Source organism: Streptacidiphilus sp. ASG 303, assembly GCF_020991365.1.
Lineage (GTDB): Bacteria > Actinomycetota > Actinomycetes > Streptomycetales > Streptomycetaceae > Peterkaempfera.
Window position 1 is genome coordinate 57,614 of the sequence record NZ_JAJLRA010000014.1, and the last position, 19,127, is coordinate 76,740.

The 19,127-nt window shown below is 76.7% G+C and carries 15 protein-coding genes; 3 read left to right on the top strand and 12 right to left on the bottom strand.

Annotated elements, in window-relative coordinates; translation table 11 throughout:
- Nucleotides 1-34 precede the first annotated feature (34 nt).
- Nucleotides 35-2,332, bottom strand: coding sequence for a molybdopterin-dependent oxidoreductase (locus LO771_RS18500; protein ID WP_230653867.1), 2,298 nt, complete (start codon nt 2,330-2,332; stop codon nt 35-37).
- A gap of 699 nt (nt 2,333-3,031) precedes the next feature.
- On the opposite strand from LO771_RS18500, the gene LO771_RS18505 reads away from it, so the two are divergent.
- Nucleotides 3,032-4,183 carry a DUF5925 domain-containing protein gene (locus LO771_RS18505; RefSeq protein ID WP_230653870.1) on the top strand — a complete coding sequence of 384 codons (1,152 nt, stop codon included), beginning with the start codon at nt 3,032-3,034 and terminating at the stop codon, nt 4,181-4,183.
- 141 nt (nt 4,184-4,324) lie between these two features.
- Here the strand turns inward: LO771_RS18505 and LO771_RS18510 are convergent, their stop codons facing one another.
- Complete coding sequence (locus tag LO771_RS18510; protein ID WP_230653873.1) at nt 4,325-4,876, bottom strand: hypothetical protein; 552 nt, start codon at nt 4,874-4,876, stop codon at nt 4,325-4,327.
- 356 nt (nt 4,877-5,232) lie between these two features.
- On the opposite strand from LO771_RS18510, the gene fdhA reads away from it, so the two are divergent.
- Nucleotides 5,233-6,453: a formaldehyde dehydrogenase, glutathione-independent gene (gene fdhA / locus LO771_RS18515; RefSeq protein WP_230653876.1), complete on the top strand. Its 1,221-nt coding sequence runs from the start codon at nt 5,233-5,235 to the stop codon at nt 6,451-6,453.
- Nucleotides 6,454-6,495: 42 nt separating this feature from the next.
- Here the strand turns inward: fdhA and LO771_RS18520 are convergent, their stop codons facing one another.
- The 5 genes from LO771_RS18520 to LO771_RS18540 form a co-directional block, all read right to left on the bottom strand.
- Entirely contained in the window at nt 6,496-7,851 is a 1,356-nt protein-coding gene (locus tag LO771_RS18520; protein WP_230653879.1) for an amidase, read from the bottom strand.
- 118 nt (nt 7,852-7,969) lie between these two features.
- On the bottom strand, nt 7,970-9,691 hold the full coding sequence (locus LO771_RS18525) for an acyl-CoA dehydrogenase family protein (RefSeq protein ID WP_230653882.1): 1,722 nt from the start codon (nt 9,689-9,691) through the stop codon (nt 7,970-7,972).
- Between the two features lie 56 nt (nt 9,692-9,747).
- The gene (locus tag LO771_RS18530) at nt 9,748-10,293 is read right to left on the bottom strand and encodes a PadR family transcriptional regulator (protein ID WP_230653885.1); all 546 of its coding nucleotides are present in this window, start codon (nt 10,291-10,293) and stop codon (nt 9,748-9,750) included.
- Between the two features lie 263 nt (nt 10,294-10,556).
- Nucleotides 10,557-11,462 (bottom strand): TIGR02452 family protein, encoded by a 906-nt coding sequence (locus LO771_RS18535; RefSeq protein WP_230653889.1) that lies wholly within the window; start codon nt 11,460-11,462, stop codon nt 10,557-10,559.
- Nucleotides 11,463-11,620: 158 nt separating this feature from the next.
- Entirely contained in the window at nt 11,621-13,969 is a 2,349-nt protein-coding gene (locus LO771_RS18540; RefSeq protein ID WP_230653891.1) for an AMP-binding protein, read from the bottom strand.
- A 133-nt stretch (nt 13,970-14,102) separates the two neighbouring features.
- Between LO771_RS18540 and LO771_RS18545 the strand changes: the two genes are divergently transcribed.
- On the top strand, nt 14,103-14,456 hold the full coding sequence (locus LO771_RS18545) for an ArsC/Spx/MgsR family protein (RefSeq protein WP_230653893.1): 354 nt from the start codon (nt 14,103-14,105) through the stop codon (nt 14,454-14,456).
- 19 nt (nt 14,457-14,475) lie between these two features.
- Here the strand turns inward: LO771_RS18545 and LO771_RS18550 are convergent, their stop codons facing one another.
- The 5 genes from LO771_RS18550 to LO771_RS18570 all read right to left on the bottom strand — a co-directional run bounded on the left by LO771_RS18550 (nt 14,476) and on the right by LO771_RS18570 (nt 19,034).
- Nucleotides 14,476-16,350, bottom strand: a complete 1,875-nt coding sequence (locus tag LO771_RS18550; protein ID WP_308188938.1) for an ABC transporter ATP-binding protein — start codon at nt 16,348-16,350, stop codon at nt 14,476-14,478.
- A 237-nt stretch (nt 16,351-16,587) separates the two neighbouring features.
- Nucleotides 16,588-17,361 carry an SDR family oxidoreductase gene (locus tag LO771_RS18555; protein WP_230653896.1) on the bottom strand — a complete coding sequence of 258 codons (774 nt, stop codon included), beginning with the start codon at nt 17,359-17,361 and terminating at the stop codon, nt 16,588-16,590.
- 462 nt (nt 17,362-17,823) lie between these two features.
- Entirely contained in the window at nt 17,824-18,198 is a 375-nt protein-coding gene (locus tag LO771_RS18560; RefSeq protein WP_230653898.1) for a hypothetical protein, read from the bottom strand.
- Nucleotides 18,199-18,284: 86 nt separating this feature from the next.
- Nucleotides 18,285-18,467, bottom strand: a complete 183-nt coding sequence (locus LO771_RS18565) for a hypothetical protein (RefSeq protein WP_230653901.1) — start codon at nt 18,465-18,467, stop codon at nt 18,285-18,287.
- Complete coding sequence (locus LO771_RS18570; RefSeq protein WP_230653903.1) at nt 18,468-19,034, bottom strand: RHS repeat-associated core domain-containing protein; 567 nt, start codon at nt 19,032-19,034, stop codon at nt 18,468-18,470.
- Between the last annotated feature and the right edge of the window lie 93 nt (nt 19,035-19,127).

A 19,127-nucleotide genomic window follows, 5' to 3' on the forward strand; every position in this document is an offset into this window, starting at 1 on the left:
GCAACTGCTGTGCCGTCAGGGGCGGGTGGGGCGCTCACGCGTCCGCACCCGCGGTGTGCGGGCGTGTCGCCACGACCTCGACCGGGATGCCGTTGAGGACGGCGGTACCGGACAGGGGGTCGAGGGGTGACGCGTCGGTGAGCAGGTTGCTGTTGACGCCGGGGCGGCGGGCGGCGACCGAGGCGCGGACGCCGGGGTCGTCGTGGCCCCAGCCGTGCGGCAGGCTCACCACGCCCTCGGCGACGGAGTCGGTGACCTCGGCGGTGGCGTGCAGCTCCCCGGTGCGCGAGCGCAGCAGGACCGGCCGCCCGTCGGCCACGCCGAGGCGTGCGGCGTCGGCGGGGTGGAGCTGGAGGGTGCAGCGGTTGGAGCCGCCGGCCAGCAGCGGCAGGTTGTGCATCCAGGAGTTGTTGGAGCGCAGCTGGCGGCGGCCGACCAGCAGCAGTCCGCCGCCGGGGGCGGCGGTGAGCTCCGCCAGGTGGTCCGCGAGGCGGCGCGCCTCGGCGAGGAGCTGCGGCGGGGCGAGCTCGACCCGGCCGCTGGGGGTGCGCAGCACGCCGGGCAGGCGGGGGCGCAGCGGGCCGAGGTCGAGGCCGTGGGGGGCCTGCTCCAGGGCGTCGAGGGTGAGGCCGTCGGGCTTGGCGCCGAAGCCGTCGCCGTAGGGGCCGCCGCGCAGCATCAGGTCGAGGAGGCGGTCCTGGCGGCGGCGGTGGCCGACGGCGGCCAGCAGCTCCAGCGGGTCCCGGCCGTGGGCCGGCGAGGAGGGGTCGGCGCAGATGCGGCGGGCGGTCGCGGCGGCGGTGAGGTCGTCCAGCTCGTCGGGCGTGACGCCGCCGCCGAGGGCCGCGCAGGCGAGCCGCAGCAGGATCTCGGACTCGTCGGGCTCCCCCTCCGCGCGGTCCAGGGTCGGCGGGGAGTACTTGGCGGTGTTGCGGACGGCGAAGCCGGTGAAGACCAGGTCGTAGTGGCTGCGGGCCAGCGGGGAGGGGCCGGGCAGGACCACGTGGGCGTGGCGGGTGGTCTCGTTGAGGTACGGGTCGACGCTGACCACGGCGTCGAGGGAGCCGAGGGCGGCGGCGAGGCGGGCGCCGTCGGGGGTGGAGAGCACGGGGTTGCCGGCGACGGTGACCAGGCCGCGCAGGCGCTCGCCGCCGGGGCCGGGCGTGTCGATCTCCTCGGCGAGGGCGGCGGCGGGGAACTCGCCGAAGACGCTCGGCAGGCCGCGGACCCGGGTGCGGCGCGAGCCGGGGATGCGCACGCCCCGTCCGCGTCCCGGCTCGCCCGCCGTGTTCGGGGAGCCGGCGGCGGGCTCGGGCCACAGGACGCCGCCGGGGCGGTCGAGGTTGCCCGTGAGGGCGTTGACGACGTCCACCAGCCAGCTGGCGGCGGTGCCGAAGGCGGTGGTGGTGGTCCCGATGCGGCCGTAGACGGCGGCGCTGGGCGCGGCGGCCAGCTCGCGGGCGAGGCGGCGCACGGTCGCGGCGGGGACGCGGGTGGCGGCGGCGACGGCCTCGGGGGTGAAGGGGTCCAGGGCGGCGCGCAGCTCGTCCAGGCCGTTGAGGTGCGGCGCGGCCGGGCCGGGGTCGGCCAGGCCCTCGGCGAGGAGGGTGCGGGCGATCCCGGCCAGCAGCAGGGCGTCGGTGCCGGGCCGGATCGGCAGGTGCTCGTCGGCGGCCTCGGCGGTGCGGGTGCGGCGCGGGTCCACCACGACCAGGCGGCCGCCGCGGCGGCGCAGGGCGCGCAGCCGTCCGGGCAGGTCGGGGGCGGTGAGGAGGCTGCCGTTGGAGACCAGCGGGTTGGCGCCGAGGACGAGCAGGTAGTCGGTGCGGTCGACGTCGGGGACGGTGACCGACAGCTCGGTGCCGTACATCAGGCCGCAGGCGACCTGCTTGGGCATCTGGTCGACGGTGGAGGCGCTGAAGCGGTACCCGGTGCCGAGGGCGTGGACCAGCACGGGGGCGTAGAGGGAGAGGGCGTGGTTGTGGACGACCGGGTTGCCGAGGTAGATGCCGACGCTGTCGCGGCCGTGGTCGCGCAGCAGGGGGGCGAGGAGGCGGCCGGCCTCGTCGAACGCCTCGTCCCAGCCCACCTCGGTCCACTCGGTGCCGCGCCGCACCAGGGGGGCGCGCAGGCGGTCGGGGTCGGTGTGGAGCTCGCCGAGGGCGACGCCCTTGGGGCAGAGGTAGCCGCGGCTGAAGGGGTCCTGGTCGTCGCCGCGCACCCGGACGGCCCCGGAGGGCCCGTCCACGGTCACCGTGAGGCCGCAGGTGGCCTCGCAGAGCGGGCAGGTGCGGTGGGCGACGCGGGGCGCGCCGGGGAGGGGCTCCGTCATGGCCGCGAGCGTAGCCGCCGGGCGGGCGGGCGCAACAGGGGTGAGCAAGCGCTCAGTCGACAGCCGCTGCGCACACGGATCCCCACACTGCGTCACGGTGAATTCAGGAAGTGAACACACCGATGGGATTGACGTGCGGGAAACCTGAAAGCAATATATGCGTGAGCGCTGCAGGGCAAGGACCCGGCCGACCTTCGTTCGAAGGGTGAAGCCGTCGTCGCACGGTATCCGTGCACCTCCGGCGCTGCAGAGACATCCGACGCCGACCTCGAGTCGCTGTGTGGCCCCCCCGACGCTGCGGGGGCCGGACTCCCGGTGGCGTACGGACCGGCGGTCGGCCGTTGAGGGTCGGCCGGACCGCCAAGCACGGTCGCCGGTGTCGCACCCCGCACTGGTGCGGCACCGGCGGTCGTACGCTCCCCTCCTCTCCCCTCCCGCCGGATGTCCCGCCGGATGTCCCGCCGCCTTTCCCGCCGGACGTCCCGCCGCCCCTGCCCGGGGCCCTCCTGCGCCGCGCCCCGGGTGCGGCCCGGCCCGTCCGGGACGGGGGGCGGCGCGCGGCCGCGCCTGCCGGGGCGGTCCCCCGGCGCACGCCGGCCCGGCGCACCCGCCGGGCCGCGCCGCCGTCCGCCGGTCCGGCGGGGTGGCGAAGTGGGAAAAGCGGTGGGCAGGGGCCTGCGGGTGCCGGATCATGGCGCCATGTCCGCAGAGCACTCCGCGAACGGAGCCCCCGCCGCCGAGGTCCACCGCGCGCTGCCGATGCAGGTGCAGCTGGACGACAGCGACTCCCCCTTCGACGTGGTCGACGCCCTCGCCCTGGCCCGCTTCACCTCCGGCGAGCAGCCCTGGTGCCGCTCCACCTCCCTCCAGCGGGTGAAGGGGGACGCCACGCTGCTGCCGCCCGGCGGCCGGGTGGTCCGGTCCTCCCGGGAGAAGAACCGGTCCGCACTGCTCGCCGAGGGCGACGGGTGGACGGTGAAGGTGAACCGCTGGACCGGCCACGGCGGCGGCCGGCACGCGGACGTCACCGTGACCGCCGTGGCGGACGACCTGGCCGAACGGGTCCTCGCCCAGGCCGTCGACGGCGCGGAGGAGCCGCCCCCGGCGGAGGAGGACGTGGTCCTCATGGGCTTCTGGCACCTCACCGGCCACGGCCCGAGCCGGACCACCCGGCGGATCAGCGCCGAGACCTGGTCCGAGGTGCACGGCAACTACACCGCGCCGGTGGCCGCCTGCTTCGACGCGCTCATGAGGGTCCGCCCCGAGGAGGTCACCGGGCGGCTGCTCCTGCTCCACGGGCCGCCGGGCACCGGCAAGACCTCGGTGCTGCGCACGCTGGCCCGGTCGTGGCGCGACTGGTGCCGGGTCGACTGCGTGCTGGACCCGGAGCAGCTCTTCTCGGACCCCGGCTACCTGCTCCAGGTGGCGCTGGCCACGCAGGACGACGACGGCGACGAGGACGACGCGCAGCGGTGGCGGATGCTGCTCCTGGAGGACTGCGACGAGCTGATCCGCGGCGGCGCCAAGCGGGCCACCGGACAGGCGCTGTCCCGGCTGCTGAACCTCACCGACGGCCTGCTGGGGCAGGGGCGCAACGTCCTGGTGGCCATCACCACCAACGAGGACGTGGAGCGGCTGCACCCCGCCGTGGTGCGGCCGGGCCGCTGCCTGGCGCGGGTCGAGGTGGGCCCGCTGACCGGGGAGGAGTCGGCGCGGTGGCTGGCGGACGGGGGCGGTGGCGGCGGCGACGCGCCCGGCCCGTCGACGCTGGCGGAGCTGTACGCCCTGCGGCGGGGCCGCTCGCCCCTGCTGCCGTCGCCGGCCCCGGCCTCGGACGGGCTGTACCTCTGACCCTCCGGCGGCACGCCCTCCCGGCCGGCTCCGGCCGGGGTCCGGGGGCCGCTCCCGAGGGGCTGCGCCCGCCGGGCCTCCCCCGCCGTGCCTCCGGGTGCGGGCGGCGGCGGGTGGGCTGCCGGGCGGCGCCCGCCGGGCTCAGGCCGCGGCGGAACCGAAGAGCACGATCCGGGGCTGGACCACGGCGTGGCGGGCGGCGGACATGCCGGCGGGCTCGACCGTGAGGCGGTAGCGGACGTCCAGGTCCGCGCCCGGCGCCAGCCGCCGCCCGGCGGCGGGGATGGCGGTGTACAGGGTGCCGGTCTGGGTGCCCAGGGCCATGGGGGCCCAGGTGCGGGTCGCCGGGTCGAACCGCTCCAGCCGCAGGTCGGAGGGGGCCAGGTACGGGTCGGCGTCGGGCGACTCGACGAGGACCTGGGGGGCGACGGTGCGGGCGGCGGTCCCCGTGTTCCGGTAGTGCACGGTGAGCTCGTGGGCCGCGCCGTCGTCCGCGACCGGCCGCGCGGGCAGGTCGACGAAGCCGGTCGGGGCCCCCGCGGGCGAGGACTGCGCCTCCTGCGAGCCCGGTGCGGCTGCCGCCGGGGACGGCGCGGGGGCGCCGGAGGCGGTGGTCGCGGCGGCGGTGAGGCCGCAGGCCAGGAGGAGCGAGGTCGCCGCGGCCGCGGCCGCGCGCTGGGGGGAACGGGGCACAGTGCCTCCTGTCGGTCGTCGCCCGGCGTCGGGGCGGGCGGTGCCGGGACGGGCGGTGTCGGGCCCGGGGCGGCCGGGCCGCTCCCGGGTCGCAGTCCGTCCTTCCCGTCGTGCCCGATATGACACCTCTCGCCCCGGAAAAGTACGCAGCGTGACCCGTGTGTCGCCTCCGTGTCACACCGCGGCGGGCAGCGGGGACGGCAGTGAACGGCGCCGGGCGGCGACCTGCGGCCGCGGCCCGGCGGGGCCACCCTGGAAGGAGGGGCCCGCTCCGGACGGAGGGGCGCGGCCCGCACGGAGCGGAGGGAGGTGCACGGGAGTCCGAGCAGCCCACGAGCGGCACGGGAGGACGAACCATGCCGGGCAACAAGGCGGTCGTGTACAAGGAGCCGGGCCGGGTCGAGGTCGAGAGCACCGACTACCCGGGCTTCGTGCTGAAGGACGGGCCGGGCGTGAACCCGGCCAACGTGGGACGCGAGTGCCACCACGGCGTCATCGTGAAGTGCGTCGCCACCAACATCTGCGGCAGCGACCAGCACATGGTGCGCGGCCGCACCACCGCCCCGCCCGGGCTGGTGCTGGGGCACGAGATCACCGGCGAGGTGGTGGAGACCGGCCGGGACGTGGAGTTCGTCAAGGTCGGAGACCTGGTCTCGGTGCCCTTCAACATCGCCTGCGGCCGGTGCCGCAACTGCAAGGAGGGCAAGACGGGCATCTGCCTGAACGTGAACCCGGACCGCCCGGGCTCCGCCTACGGCTACGTGGACATGGGCGGCTGGGTCGGCGGCCAGGCGCAGTACGTGCTGGTGCCGTACGCCGACTGGAACGTCCTGGTCTTCCCGGACCGCGACCGGGCCCTGGAGAAGATCCGCGACCTGACGATGCTCTCGGACATCTTCCCGACCGGCTTCCACGGCTGCGTCACCGCCGGCGTCACGGTCGGCTCGACCGTGTACGTCGCCGGGGCGGGCCCGGTGGGACTGGCGGCGGCGGCCGGGGCCCAGCTCCTCGGCGCGGCCGTGGTGATCGTGGGCGACCTCAACCCGGAGCGGCTGGCGCAGGCCCGCAGCTTCGGCTGCGAGACCGCCGACATCTCCCAGGGCGAGCCGCGGGACCAGATCGAGCAGATCCTGGGGGTGCCCGAGGTGGACTGCGCGGTGGACGCGGTCGGCTTCGAGGCCCGCGGCCACGGCGGCGAGGCCGCCACCGAGCGCCCGGCGACGGTGCTGAACACCGTCATGGACGTCACGGCGGCGGGCGGCGCGGTCGGCATCCCGGGCCTGTACGTCACCGGCGACCCGGGCGCCGCCGACGAGGCCGCCCAGCAGGGGTCGCTCTCCATCCGGATCGGGCTGGGCTGGGCGAAGTCGCTGTCGTTCGCGACCGGCCAGTGCCCGGTGATGCGCTACCACCGGCGGCTGATGCAGGCGATCCTGCACGAGAAGGTGCACATCGCGGACGCGGTGAACGCCACGCCCATCCCGCTGGAGGAGGCGCCGCGCGGCTACCGGGAGTTCGACGCGGGCGCCGCCCGCAAGTACGTCCTGGACCCGCACGGGATGATCCCGGCCGCCTGACCGGACCGGGCGGGCCCCGGTCCGCCCCGGGCGGCGACCGCCTCAGTCGAGCGGCGCCGTCCGGGGCCAGGGGCGGGCCTCCTCCAGCTCCGCGGCGAGGCGGAGCAGGACCTCCTCGCCGCCGGGCGGGGCGACGAGCTGCACCGCGTACGGCAGCCCGTCCGCGCGGCTCCCGGCGGGGACCGCGAGGGCGGGCCAGCCGGCCAGGTTCCAGGCCGGGGTGAACGGCGAGAAGCGGGTGTTGGTGAGGAGGTTGGCGGTCCAGCCGCGGCGGCTCCAGGCCCTGGCGGCGGGGACGGGGCCGGCCAGGGCGGGGGTGAGCAGCACGTCGTGCCGGTCGAAGAAGGGCCGCAGCCGCTCGCGCAGCAGGGCCCGGTGGTCGGTGCGCAGCAGCGGGGTGCGGGCCGCGAGGCGCCCGACGGCGGCGTGGCGGCGGGTGCGGGGGGCGAGCCGGGCCGGGTCGCAGGCGGCCGCGTCGGCGGCGGTCCCGGCGGTCCAGCGGGCGAGGACGGCGGCGGGGAGCCAGGCCGGGTAGGGCGGGTGCGCGGCCTCGACCCGGTGGCCCGCCCCGGCGAGCAGCCGGCCGCTGTCGCGGGCGGCCGCGGCCCAGCCGCGGCCGACGGGCACGCCGGGGAAGGGGCTGCGGGTGGAGACGGCGATCCGCAGCGGACCGGCGGGCGGGGCGGCCGGGGCCGCGGGGTCCGGTCCGCCGGCGAGGGCGCGGAAGGCGAGGCGCAGGTCGGCGGCGGTGGTGGCGAGGGGGCCGTTGACGGCCATGCCGTACCAGTCGTTGGGCCCCAGGCCGGCGGGGACGGCCCCCTGCCCGGGCTTGAGACCGAGCAGTCCGCAGGCGGCGGCGGGGATGCGGATGGAGCCCATGCCGTCGGCGGCCAGCGCGAGCGGCGCGAAGCCGGCGGCGACGGCCGCGGCGCTGCCGCCGGAGGAGCCGCCGGCGCTGCGGTCGGGCCGCCGGGGGTTGCGGGTGATCCCGTGGTCGCCGTCGGTGGTGCCGAAGACGCACAGCTCGGGCACGTGGGTGAGGCCGACGACGACGGCCCCGGCGGCGCGCAGGCGGCGGACGGCCTCGTGGTCGGCGGCGGCGGGTGCGGCGGGCGAGGCGGCACTGCCGTTGCGGACGGCGTGCCCGGCGACGGCGACGTTGTCCTTGACCGCGACGGGCACGCCGGCCAGCGGCAGGTCCGCGAGGCCGGGGTGCGCGGCGAGGGCGTCGGCGGCGGCGAGCGCCTCCTCGCCGAGGACGGCGCGGAAGGCGTTGACGCGTCCGTCGAGGCGGCGGATCCGCTCCAGGTGGTCCGCGACCACCTGACGGGGCGTCACCTCGCCTCGGCGCACCGCCTCGGCGATGTCCGCGGCGGTACGGCCGGTCCAACCGCTCACAGGGCCTCCCGGGACGGGGGCGCGCGGCGGGGTGCGCGCGCCGCTGGTCGTGGCGGCCGACCCTACCGGGACCGGCGCCCCCGCGGGAGGGGCGCCGGTCCGGAGGGGCGTGCGGAGGTCAGGGCTGCATCTCGTAGGCGCCCGCCAGCGCCTCGACCCGGGCCCAGACGCGGGCGGCCCGCCCGGCGTCGGCGACGGGGCGGCGGACGTGCGCCAGCGCCCAGGCGGCCTGCTCCTCGGTGGCGGACGCCTTGCCGTGCAGCTCGGTGGCGTGCGCGGAGAAGTCCCGGACCAGCACGTCGAAGACCTCGTCCAGCAGGTCGCGGTCCAGGCCGGTGGCCTCCGCCTGCTCCAGCACCAGCTGGCCGTAGACGACCAGCGCGAAGAGCTGGCCGAGGGCGAGCAGGAAGTCGAGGTCCTGCTGCTGGGCCTCGTCGGGGGCGTGGGAGAGCAGCAGCGCGCAGAGGCCGTCGGCCTGCTCGCGGAAGCGGGCCACGTTGGGGACGTCCGCGTGGGCGTCGTAGGCGGTGCGCCAGTCGTGGAAGCGGATCGCGCCGAGGCCGCGGGCGGGGCCCTGGGCGAAGAGGAACGCGTCGTCGGCCGCGTCGTGGCGGGTGGGGACGGGCGCGTACTCGGCCGGGGCGAAGAGGTAGTTGCCCATGAACTTGAGGATCAGGGCGAGGTTGACGTGGACCGTGCCCTCCAGCTTCGGCAGGCCGCGGATGTCCTTGGCGGCCTTCTCGAAGTAGGTGTCGGCCTCGAAGCCCTTGGCCGCGATGACGTCCCACAGGAGGTCGATGACCTTCTCGCCCTCGGTGGTGACCTTCATCTTGGTCATCGGGTTGAAGAGGAGGTACCGGCGGTCGTCGGGCCCGGCGGAGCGGAAGTAGTCGACGGCGCGGTCGCTGAAGAGCTTCATCGCCGTCAGGCGGGCGTAGGCGTCGGCGAGCTCGCGGCGGACGTGCGGGAAGTCGGTGACGCGCCTCCCGTACAGCACCCGCTGGTGGGCGTGGGTGACGGCCTCGTACATCGCGTGCTCGCAGATGCCGACGGAGGCCGTGCAGAGGTTGAACTTGCCGACGTTGACGGTGTTCAGGGCCGCGTCGAAGGCGGCGCGGCCGGTGTGCAGCACGTCCTCGGCGCGGACCGGGTAGTCCTCCAGGCGGAACTCGCTGACGTACATCTGCGCGTTCACGACGTTCTTGACGAGGTGGTAGTCCGGGTGGCGGCTGTCGGCGGCGAAGAAGACGTAGCCCTCGGGGCCCTCGACGTCCGCGCGGCGGCCGAAGACCGAGACCAGGCCGGCGACGTTGCCGTTGCCGATGTAGTACTTGGAGCCGGTGGCGCGGAAGCCGCCCTCGCCGTCGGGGGTGAGGACCATGTCGGTGGAGTAGATGTCGGCGCCGTGGGCGCGCTCGGAGAGGCCGAACGCCATGACGTGGCCCTCGTCGAGCAGGGCGGCGGCGCGGGCGCGGGCGGCCTGGTTGGCGCTCTGCCACACCGGGCCGAGGCCGAGGACGGTGACCTGCCAGGTGTACCAGTAGCCCAGGCCGTAGAAGCCGAGGACCTCGCTGAGGGCGGCGTTGCGGGCGGTGTCCCAGCGCTTGTCCGGGTCGCCGGCGGCGTCGGCGGCCGGGGTGAGGAACGTGGCGAACAGGCCCTCCTTGGCGGCGAACTCCAGGAAGTCCGCGTACCAGGTCCGGTCGATGGAGGTGTCGATCAGTGCCTTCTTGCCGCGCGACTCGAACCAGTCGACCGTGGCGCGCAGCAGGCGGCGCGACTCGGGGTCGAGGTGGGCGGGGTCGTAGGTGCGCGGGTTGAGGAGCGGCGAGTCCGCCATGGCAGGGGCTTCCCTTCCTGGGAGGTGGGTGGTGTTCCGGGAGGGCCGACCGGGCGTCAGCCCAGGCGCCGGAGGGTGGCGAGCACGTCGTCGAGCCAGGCGACGGTCATCCGCTCGTACTCGATGCCGCCGCGCAGCACCACGTGCTGGAGGGCCTGCGCGGCGTCGAGGACGTCCGGGTCGGGGAAGTCGCGCCGCTCGCCGGCGAGGTAGCGGGCGAGGAGCGCGGCGTGGGCGGCCCGGTGGCGCTCGACCTCGGCGGCCAGCCCGGCGGTGCCGGCGGGGTCGAAGGCGGCACCGCGGATCCGCACGGCCAGCTCGTGGCGGACGGTCTCCGGCTCGACGGGGGCGCGGAGCCACGCCGTGAGGGCGTCGCGGCCGGGGGCGGCGGCGGAGTACACCCGCTTGTCGGGGCGCCCCTCCTGGGCGACCTCCTCCGCGGTGATCCAGCCGTCCGCCTCCATGCGCTTGAGGACGCGGTAGATCTGCTGGTGGGTGGCGGTCCAGAAGCGCCCGATGGAGCGGTCGAAGCGGCTCGCGAGCTCGTAGCCGGAGCCGGGCTTCTCCAGCAGGGAGACGAGGATCGCGTGCTCGAGTGCCATGGCGGTGATCCTGCTATGCAACTCGTTGCATAGCAACCGGCCGGTAACCTACTGAGACGCAGCTCACGGCGTGCCGCCCGGCGGGGCGGCGGCGGGGCGGCGGGGCGGCGGGGCGCCGCGGCGGGGGCGGCGGGGCGGCGGGGCGCCGCGGCGGGGGCAGCGGGGCGGCGGGGCAGACGACGACGCGGCCCGACCGGTCGCGGGGACCGGACGTGGCTGCGGGCCGCCGGGCGGGGTGCGAGCGGGGTGCGGGCGGAGGTGTGTCAGCGCGTCGGCTGCTGCTGCGGACCGGGGAAGGCCGTGCGGAAGGCCTCGCGGACCGGGGAGCCGGGTCGGGGGTCCAGGACCGCGAAGACGACCTCGGTGAAGCGGCCCGCGAGCGGCGCGCCGGGGGCCAGGTGCACCCGGAACGCCTCCGCGACGCGGGCGGGGTCGTTGCGGAAGACGCCGCAGCCCCAGGCGCCCAGCACCAGTCGGCGCAGGCCGTGGGCGGCGGCGGTCTGCAGGGCGCGTTCGGCCCGGGTGCGCAGCACGGCGGGGACGCGGGCGGCGAGGCGGGGGGAGCGGTCGGCGGCGGCGCCCGCGTTGGGTGCGGCGGCGACCAGGAAGTCCACCGCGTACGGCTCCTCCAGGAGCGCACCGCGGTCGTCGCGGAAGACGGGCACGGCGGGGGCGTGGAGGACGCGGTCCGAGTAGAGGGGGCTGGGGTCGGCGCGGTGGGCGGCGTAGAACTCCGGGACGGCGCGCAGGCAGGCGTGGAGCGCGGAGGCGCGGCAGAGCGCCTCCTCCTGGGCCTGGGCGCCGTTGAGGAAGCCGCCGCCCGCGTTGCGGGCCGAGGCGAAGTCGAGGACGGCGACCGGCTCCGGGGAGTCGGTGAGCATCCGGCGGGCGGCCTGGAGGCTGCTCTCGCCGGTCACGTGGACGCGGGGCGCGGCGGGCTCCCGCACGCCGGGAACCGGGGCCGGTCCGGGGGCGACGGGTCCGGGGTCGACCGGCCCGGGGACGACCGGCCCGGGGACGACCGGCCCGGGGCCGTGCAGCCGGGTGCCCGCGACCGCGGCCGCGACCTGCCGGCCGATGTCGACCACGCCGCCCCCGGGCGCCCGGTAGCGGCCCTCGGCGGTGATGGCCGCCGTCTCCCGCGCGATGCCGCGCAGCCGTGCGCTCACTGCCGCTCCCCCCGTGGGCCCTCCGCACGGCCCCTCCGCAGCGCGTGGCCGGCGCGGACGGCCGGCAGGCCCCAGGATGGCGGACCGGGACGGCCGGGGACCAAGGGTTTTCGCCCTGCCGCCGGCCTCTCCCCCGGCCCCGGGCCCCTCAGGCTCGCTCAGGCCCCGCCCGCCGCGCCGCCGGGCCCTGCGGCGCCGCCCGTACCGGCGGCGCGGGCCTCGGACTCCTCCCGCAGCCGCCGCCGCAGCACCTTGCCGAGCATGTTGCGGGGCAGCGGGTCGGTCCGGAACTCCACGATCTTGGGGACCTTGTACGCCGTCAGCCGGTCCGAGCAGTACGCCTCCAGCTCCTGCGCCGACAGCACGCCCCCCTGCCGCAGGACCACGCACGCCTTGACCGTCTCGCCCCGGTAGGTGTCGGGCACGCCGATCACCGCCGCCTCGGCCACCGCCGGGTGGCCGAGCAGCACCTCCTCGATCTCGGCGGGGAAGATGGAGAAGCCGCTGGCGATGATGACGTCCCGCTTGCGGTCGATGACGGTGACGTAGCCGTCGGGGCTCATCACCCCGATGTCGCCGGTGGAGAGCCACCCGTCGTGGAGCATGCGGGTGGAGTCCTCGCGTTCGTGCCAGTACCCCGCGAAGACCTGCGGGCCGCGCACCAGCAGCTCCCCCGCCACGCCGGGCGGCTGCTCGCGGCCGGGGTCGTTCTCGTCCACGATCTTCGCCTCGGTGCCGGGGAGCGGGATGCCGACCGTGCCGGGGCGGGCGTTGGCGTTGAACGGGTTGCAGAGCACCACCGGGGCGGCCTCGGTCAGCCCGTACCCCTCCACCAGCTGCGCCCGGGTGGCGCCCTCGAAGCGGTCGACCGTCTCCGGCGGCAGGCGCATGGCGCCGGAGATGCAGCTCCGCACCGAGCGCAGGGCCTTCAGCTCGCCGGGGCCGCGGCGCAGCAGCTGGTCGTACATGGGCGGCACGCCGGGGAAGAGGGTGGGCCGGTAGCGGCGGGCGGCGCGCAGGACGAGGTCCACGTCGAAGGAGGGGAGCAGCACGCTGCGGTTGCCCGCGGCGATGCCGACGGTGAGGCCGAGGGTCATCCCGTACACGTGGAAGAAGGGCAGCACGGCGAGGGCGGTCTCGCGGCCCTCGCGCCGCTGCGGGTACCAGGACTTCACCTGGTGGGCGTTGGCGACCAGGTTGCGGTGGGTGATCATGGCGCCCTTGGGCGTGCCGGTGGTGCCGCCGGTGTACTGCAGCACGGCGACCCGCCGCGGGTGGACGTCGGCCTGCGGCACGCCGCCGCGGGGGGCGCGGGTGCGGGCGACGGTCGCGAACGGCACCGTGCCGTCGTCCGGCGGCGGCGTCGGCCCCAGCCGCTCCTGCGCGGCCCGGGCGCGGGCGAGCGGGAGCCGCAGCAGCAGGCGCCGCCAGAGCGGGAACTCCTCGCTGAGCCGGGTGGTGACCACGTGCCGCAGGGCGGTGTCCCCCCGCACGGAGGCGACGGTCGGGTAGGCGCCGTCGTGGACGACGGCGAGCACGGCGCCGGAGTCGGTGAGCTGGTGGCGCAGCTCGCTGGCGGTGTAGAGGGGGTTGGCGGGGACGACGACGGCGCCGATGCGCTGGGCGGCGTAGAAGGCGACCACGAACTGCGGGCAGTTGGGCAGGATCACCGCCACCCGGTCGCCGCGGGTGACGCCCAGCTCCAGCAGGCCGGCGGCGAAGCGGTCCACGGCGCGGTGCAGGGCGCGGAAGCTGGTGCGGCGGCCGAAGAAGACCAGGGCGGTGCGGCGGCCGTGGCGGGCGGCGGCCTCGTCGAGCAGGCCGGTGACGGGGGTCTCGGGGATGTGGACGCGGCGCGGGACGCCGTGGGCGTAGAAGCGGTGCCAGGGCCGCTCGCGGCGGCGGGGGGTGGACGGCGGTCGGTCGGGCGGGGCGGGGATGCCGGGAGGACCGGGGGCCCGGGGCGTATGGGGGGCGCCGGGCGGGCGGAGGCCGTCGGGCGGGGCGAGGGTACCGGGAGGACCGGGGGCGCCGGACGGGCCGGACGCGCCGGATACGCCGGGCGGGGCCTCGGGGCGGGGGCCGGGGTGCCCGTCCGGCCGCCCGGCGGGCTGCCGCGCGGGCCGGCCCCCGGGGCTCCCGTCCGGGCGGCGGGACGCGTCCCGGCCCGGCAGGGCTTTCGGGCCCGGCGGCGCTTCGGGGAGCCGCAGCGGGGCCCGTTCCCGGGGACGGATCAGCGCGGGGGCGCGGAACGGCCCGGGGCGGCGGGCCGGCGGGCCCGCGTCCGTACCGGTGGCGGTGCCGGTGCCGGTGCCGGTGTCCGTGCCGGTGCCGGTGGCGGTGCCGGTGTCCGTACCGGTGGCGGTGTCCGTGTCCGTGTCGGTGTCCACGTCCTCCTCTACGTCCGCGTCGACGATCCGGGTCGGCAGCAGGGGGCGGTGGGCGTCCGGACCGCCCGGGCCGTCCTCCGGAGAGTCGCCGTCCCCCCTGGTCGCTCGCGCATCCACCGCTGGCACTCCCCCTGTCGCCCGAGGCCTGACTCCCTGCCGGGGTGTGGCGAATGGTTGCAGGGGGGCGTACGGGAGTCCAGAGGGTGAACCGGACGGATTCGGCGGGGCGGCGGCCCCGTACGGTGTCCGCATGGAGATCTGGCTCAACCCCGCCTGCTCGAAGTGCCGCTCGGCCGTGGAGCTGCTCGACGGCGCCGGCGCGGAGTACACCGTCCGCCGGTACCTGGAGGACCCGCCGGACGAGGCGGAGATCGCCGCGGTGCTGGACCGGCTCGGCCTGGAGCCGTGGGACGTCACCCGCACCGGCGAGCCCGCCGCGGCGGAGCTGGGCGTGGCCTCCTGGCCGCGCGGCGCGGAGGACCGGCCCCGGTGGATCGCCGCGCTGGCGGCCCACCCGTCCCTCATCCAGCGGCCCATCATCACCGCGGACGACGGCCGCGCGGTGGTGGGCCGCTCGGAGGAGGCGGTCCGCTCGGTGCTCTGACGGACCGGCACGCGGGCGCTCAGCCGGCCGGGGCCTCCACCGGCACAGGCGTGCGGGCGGGAGCGGGCGTGCGGGCGGGAGCGGGCGGACCGGCCGCGTCCTCGCGGGCGACCAGGGCGGCGTAGCGGCCGCCGAGGGCGACGAGCTCGTCGTGCGTGCCGCGCTCGGCGATGCGGCCGCCGTCGAGGACGACGATCTGGTCGGCGTCGCGGACGGTGGAGAGCCGGTGGGCGATGGTGATCGTGGTCCGGTCCGCGGCGAGGGCGTCGACGGCCTGCTGCACGGCGTGCTCGGTGCGGTTGTCGAGGGCGCTGGTGGCCTCGTCGAGGATGAGGACGGGCGGGTTGCGCAGCAGGGTGCGGGCGATGGCGAGCCGCTGCTTCTCGCCGCCGGAGAAGCGGTGGCCGCGCTCGCCGACCAGGGTGTCGTAGCCGTCGGGCAGGGCGGCGATCCGGTCGTGGATCTGGGCGGCGCGGGCGGCGGCGACGAGTTCGGCGTCGGTGGCGCCGGGCTTGGCGAAGCGCAGGTTGTCGGCGACGGAGGCGTGGAAGAGGTACGTCTCCTGGGAGACCACGCCCACCGCCGCGGCCAGGGTGTCGAAGGACAGGTCGCGCACGTCGGTGCCGTCCAGGGCGACCCGGCCGCCGGTCACGTCGTACAGGCGCGGCACCAGCATGCCGAGGGTGGTCTTGCCGGAGCCGGTCTCCCCCACGACGGCGAGGGAGCCGCCCGCGGGCACGGCGAGGTCGATGCCGGTGAGGGCGGGGCGCCCGGCGGCGGGGCCGTAGGAGAAGTGCACGTCCTCGAAGCGGACCTCGCCGCGGATCCGGGCCGGCCGCACCGGGTCGGCGGGCTCGGTGATGTCGACGGGCAGGTCCAGGTACTCGAAGATGCGCTGGAACAGCGCCAGGGACGCCTGCACCTGCACGCCCGTGGAGAGCAGGGAGACCGTGGGCCGGAAGAGGCCCTGCTGGAGCGAGACGAAGGCGACGAGGGTGCCGAGCGAGACGACGGGGCTGCCGGCGGCGGTGGCCAGGCCCGCCGCCCAGTAGACGACGGCGGGCATCGCGGCCATGACGATCTGGATGGTCGACATCCGCCACCGCCCGGCCATGCTCGAACGGACCTCCAGGTCGGCCAGGCCGTCGGACTGCGCCGCGAACTCCCGCGACAGCGAGTCGGACCGGCCCATGGTGCGGCCCAGCAGGATGCCGCTGACCGAGAGCGACTCCTGGACGGCGGCGGACATGGCGGCGAGCTGCTTCTGCCGCTGCGCGGTGATCCTCTTGCGCTCGTTGCCGACGCGCCGGCTGATCCGGACGAAGAGCGGCAGCAGGAGCAGGGAGACCACGGTCAGCCGCCAGTCGAGGGCGACCATGGCGGCCACGGTGGCGGTCACCCCGGTCAGGTTGGAGACCAGCGAGGTGGCGGTGGAGGTGACGGTGGACTGCATGCCGCCGATGTCGTTGGCGATCCGCGACTGCACCTCGCCGGTGCGGGTGCGGGTGAAGAAGGCCAGGGACATGCGCTGCAGGTGGCTGTAGACGGCGGTGCGCAGGTCGTGCATGACGCGCTGGCCGACGGTGGTGGAGATCAGGGTCTGCAGCACGTTGAGGACGCTGGTGAGGACGGCGGTGGCCACCATCCCGAGGGCCAGCAGGCTGAGCAGGGCCGTGCGGCCCTGGGGTATGGCGGTGTCCAGCATCGCGCGCAGCAGGAACGGGGTGGCCACCGAGACCAGCGAGGAGAGCCCCACCAGCAGGCCGACGACCGCGAGGCGGGCGCGGTAGGGGCGGAAGAGGCCGAGGATGCGGCGCACCTGGGCGGGCGGCCGCTCATCGCCGGGCGCGGGGGCGGGGGTGGGCGGGGTCGGGTCGGTTCCCTGGGGTTTCACGGGCGGCTCCGGCGGGGTGCGGGGACGGGTCGGGGCGGGCGGTGCCGAGCATACCGAGCAAGGCTCACTGTTAGGGAACCTAACGGTAAGCCCGGTCATTCCCGTTCCGCACCCCGGAGTGCCCGCCGCACCCCGGACCGGCGCTCGCGCCCGGGCCCGCGCCCCTGCTCCCCCACGTCCGGCACCGGGGCCCGCCCGCGCGACCGGCCCGCACGGGCCTGCCGGTGCGGTGCCGGCTCAGTCGGTGCGGTACTGGCGCCCGGCCCGGGACGACGCCCCGCCGAGCATCCCCTGCGGCACCAGCCGGCCGAGCCCCACGACCGCCCGGTACCGCAGGCCCGGGACGGAGAGGGTCCGCCCCCGGGCGAGGTCGCGCAGCGCCTCGCGGACGACCTGGTCGACGGAGAGCCACATCCAGCCGGGGATGTTCGAGGTGCCCATGCCCGCCCGCTCGTGGAACTCGGTGCGCGTGAACCCCGGGCAGAGCGCCATCAGCCGCACCCCCGAGCCCACCAGGTCGCGCGCCACGCCCTGGGTGAAGCTGACCACCCACGCCTTGGTGGCCCCGTACGTGCCGCGCGGGAAGAAGGCCGCCACCGACGCCACGTTCACCACCCAGCCGCGGCGGCGCTCGCGCATCCCCGGCAGCGCGGCGGTCGTCAGGCGCAGCACCGCCTCCACGTGGACCTTGAGCATGGTGAGCTCGTCCGCGAGCGGCACGTCCAGGAAGGCGCCGCGGTTGCCGAAGCCCGCGTTGTTCACCAGCACGTCCACCGGGCGGGCGGCGTCGGCGAGCCTGCGCTCGACGGCCGTGATGCCCTCCTCGGTGGCGAGGTCCGCCACCAGCACCTCGACCTCGCGGCCGCGCACCTGACGCAGCCGCGCGGCGGCCTCCTCCAGCCGCTTGCCGTCCCGGGCGACCAGCACCAGGTCGTGCCCGTCCGCCGCCAGCCGCTCCGCGAAGGCCGCGCCGATCCCGGCGGTGGCGCCGGTGATGAGAGAAGTCGTCATACCGGCGACGTTAGCCGGTGCGCCGCCGCGGTGCGCCCCCACGAGGAGCCCGTCCCCGGCCGCCGCCGCGCGACAGGCCGGGGACGGGCTCCGCCCGTGACGCCGGGGGCACGCCCGCCGCGCCGGGTGCGCCCGCGGCGGCACCGCGGGCGCCGGGTCGTCAGGCGGGCCGGACGGTGACGGTGCAGAGGCGCTTGGTGGCCCGGGTCAGGGCCACTTACAGGTCCCTCTCCCCGCCGGGGCGGGCCGCGGTGATCCCCTCGGGGTCCACGACGACGACCCCGTCGAACTCCAGGCCGCGCGCCTCGGACGCCGGCACGACGCGTGCGTGGCGGCCGAGGCCCCGGGCCCTTGCCGCCGCTCGCCGCCCGACCCGCCGGACACGGAGGACGCGCCGGTGCCGCCGGAGACCTGTTCGGGTCTCCGACGGCACCGGACGGCACGGGGGGCGTCACCGCCGGGTCAGCGGCCGGCCACGGCTTCCAGCAGGCTGTCCGCGGCTTCGCGATGGGTGGGGCTGAGGTGCATGGTCTTCTTGCGTCCGTCATCCATCAGGACCTCGATCTGCCGGGGACGGGAGGCGGGGCGCACCTCCGACACCGGGCGTTCGAACCAGACACGTCCGGGCAGCGCCTTGACCGGGGTGGCCAGGAAGCCGATGAGGCGCCGATCGGTGAGCGCCAGGTAGCAGGTGGCGGGCAGGAGCGCGTACGGCATGCGGGGCCGGCCCACCTTGGCCGGAGCCGCCGCCCTCAGGACCTCGCCGGCTTGCAGCATCCCCCTCGCGTGCGCGGCGATCCTGTCGGGCAGGTCGGCGTGGAGTGCGTCAGGAAGCACGGATCCTCCTGGAGTCGTGTCGGGAAGCGGTGTCGCAGGTTGCGGCCCGGGACGGTGCCCCCCGGCACAAGCCGCCGAGGCCGCACCTATGACGCACCCGTCACGGCGACCGCCCTGACCAGGGCAACGAGGTTGAGCACGAGCACGGCGACGACGACGGACAGGGCGACTGTGTCGGCTCCCATGAGGAGCACCAGCACGAGTGCCGCCGTCGCAACCGTGACCCCTGCCAGGGCCAGCCTGATGCGGGTGGTGCGGGACTTCTTCATCTACATCGCCATCCATGCGAGAAGGCCGCCTGCGACGGCGCCGACGGCACCCCAGGTGGCGCAGGACTCCAGGTCCTCGGTGCCCGTGCCGCCGCCCAGGCTCGTGGCAACGGCCGCACCGGCGCAGCCGGCGATCGCTCCGCCCGCGACGGCCGCACCGAGCGGGTTGTCGAACAGGAGCGACCCTGCGACGAGACCGGCGCCGCCGGTCAGTGCTGCGGCGAGGTCCGAGGACCAGGAGTACGTCCCGTCGGGGTCCATGCGGTTGACGGGGCCGCCCGCCGCGTAGAGGTAGGTGTTGGTCTCCCTGCCCGAGGGGTCGGGCTGGGTGAAGCGGGCGGTGGCGGGGTCGTAGTAACGGGCGCCCATCTTGTACAGGCCGGTGTCGTCGAGGTAGGCGCCGGTGCAGCCGAAGGGCTGGGGAACACCGGCGCCCGCCGTGCCGCGGGCGTCGCCGACCGGACCGGAGGACCAGGAGCCGGCCCTGGTCCCGGCGCCGTCGACCAGGACGAGCGGAGCCCCCTGGTTGTCCGTCAGGTAGTAGTAGGCCTTGCCGCCGCTCGTCACACCGATGAGCGTGCCCGCGGGGTCGCGGACGAATCCCGTCCTCGCGCCGCCGGTGGTGGTGGTGGAGATGCCGAGCGGTCCCTCGTCGACGGA

Coding starts and splice junctions, on each gene's coding strand:
- LO771_RS18530 (WP_230653885.1), bottom strand. CDS start 10,293: ATGGCACTCGAGCACGCGATCCTCGTCTCCCTGCTGGAGAAGCCCGGC.
- LO771_RS18555 (WP_230653896.1), bottom strand. CDS start 17,361: ATGACGACTTCTCTCATCACCGGCGCCACCGCCGGGATCGGCGCGGCC.
- fdhA (WP_230653876.1), top strand. CDS start 5,233: ATGCCGGGCAACAAGGCGGTCGTGTACAAGGAGCCGGGCCGGGTCGAG.
- LO771_RS18545 (WP_230653893.1), top strand. CDS start 14,103: ATGGAGATCTGGCTCAACCCCGCCTGCTCGAAGTGCCGCTCGGCCGTG.
- LO771_RS18505 (WP_230653870.1), top strand. CDS start 3,032: ATGTCCGCAGAGCACTCCGCGAACGGAGCCCCCGCCGCCGAGGTCCAC.
- LO771_RS18500 (WP_230653867.1), bottom strand. CDS start 2,332: ATGACGGAGCCCCTCCCCGGCGCGCCCCGCGTCGCCCACCGCACCTGC.
- LO771_RS18525 (WP_230653882.1), bottom strand. CDS start 9,691: ATGGCGGACTCGCCGCTCCTCAACCCGCGCACCTACGACCCCGCCCAC.
- LO771_RS18565 (WP_230653901.1), bottom strand. CDS start 18,467: ATGAAGAAGTCCCGCACCACCCGCATCAGGCTGGCCCTGGCAGGGGTC.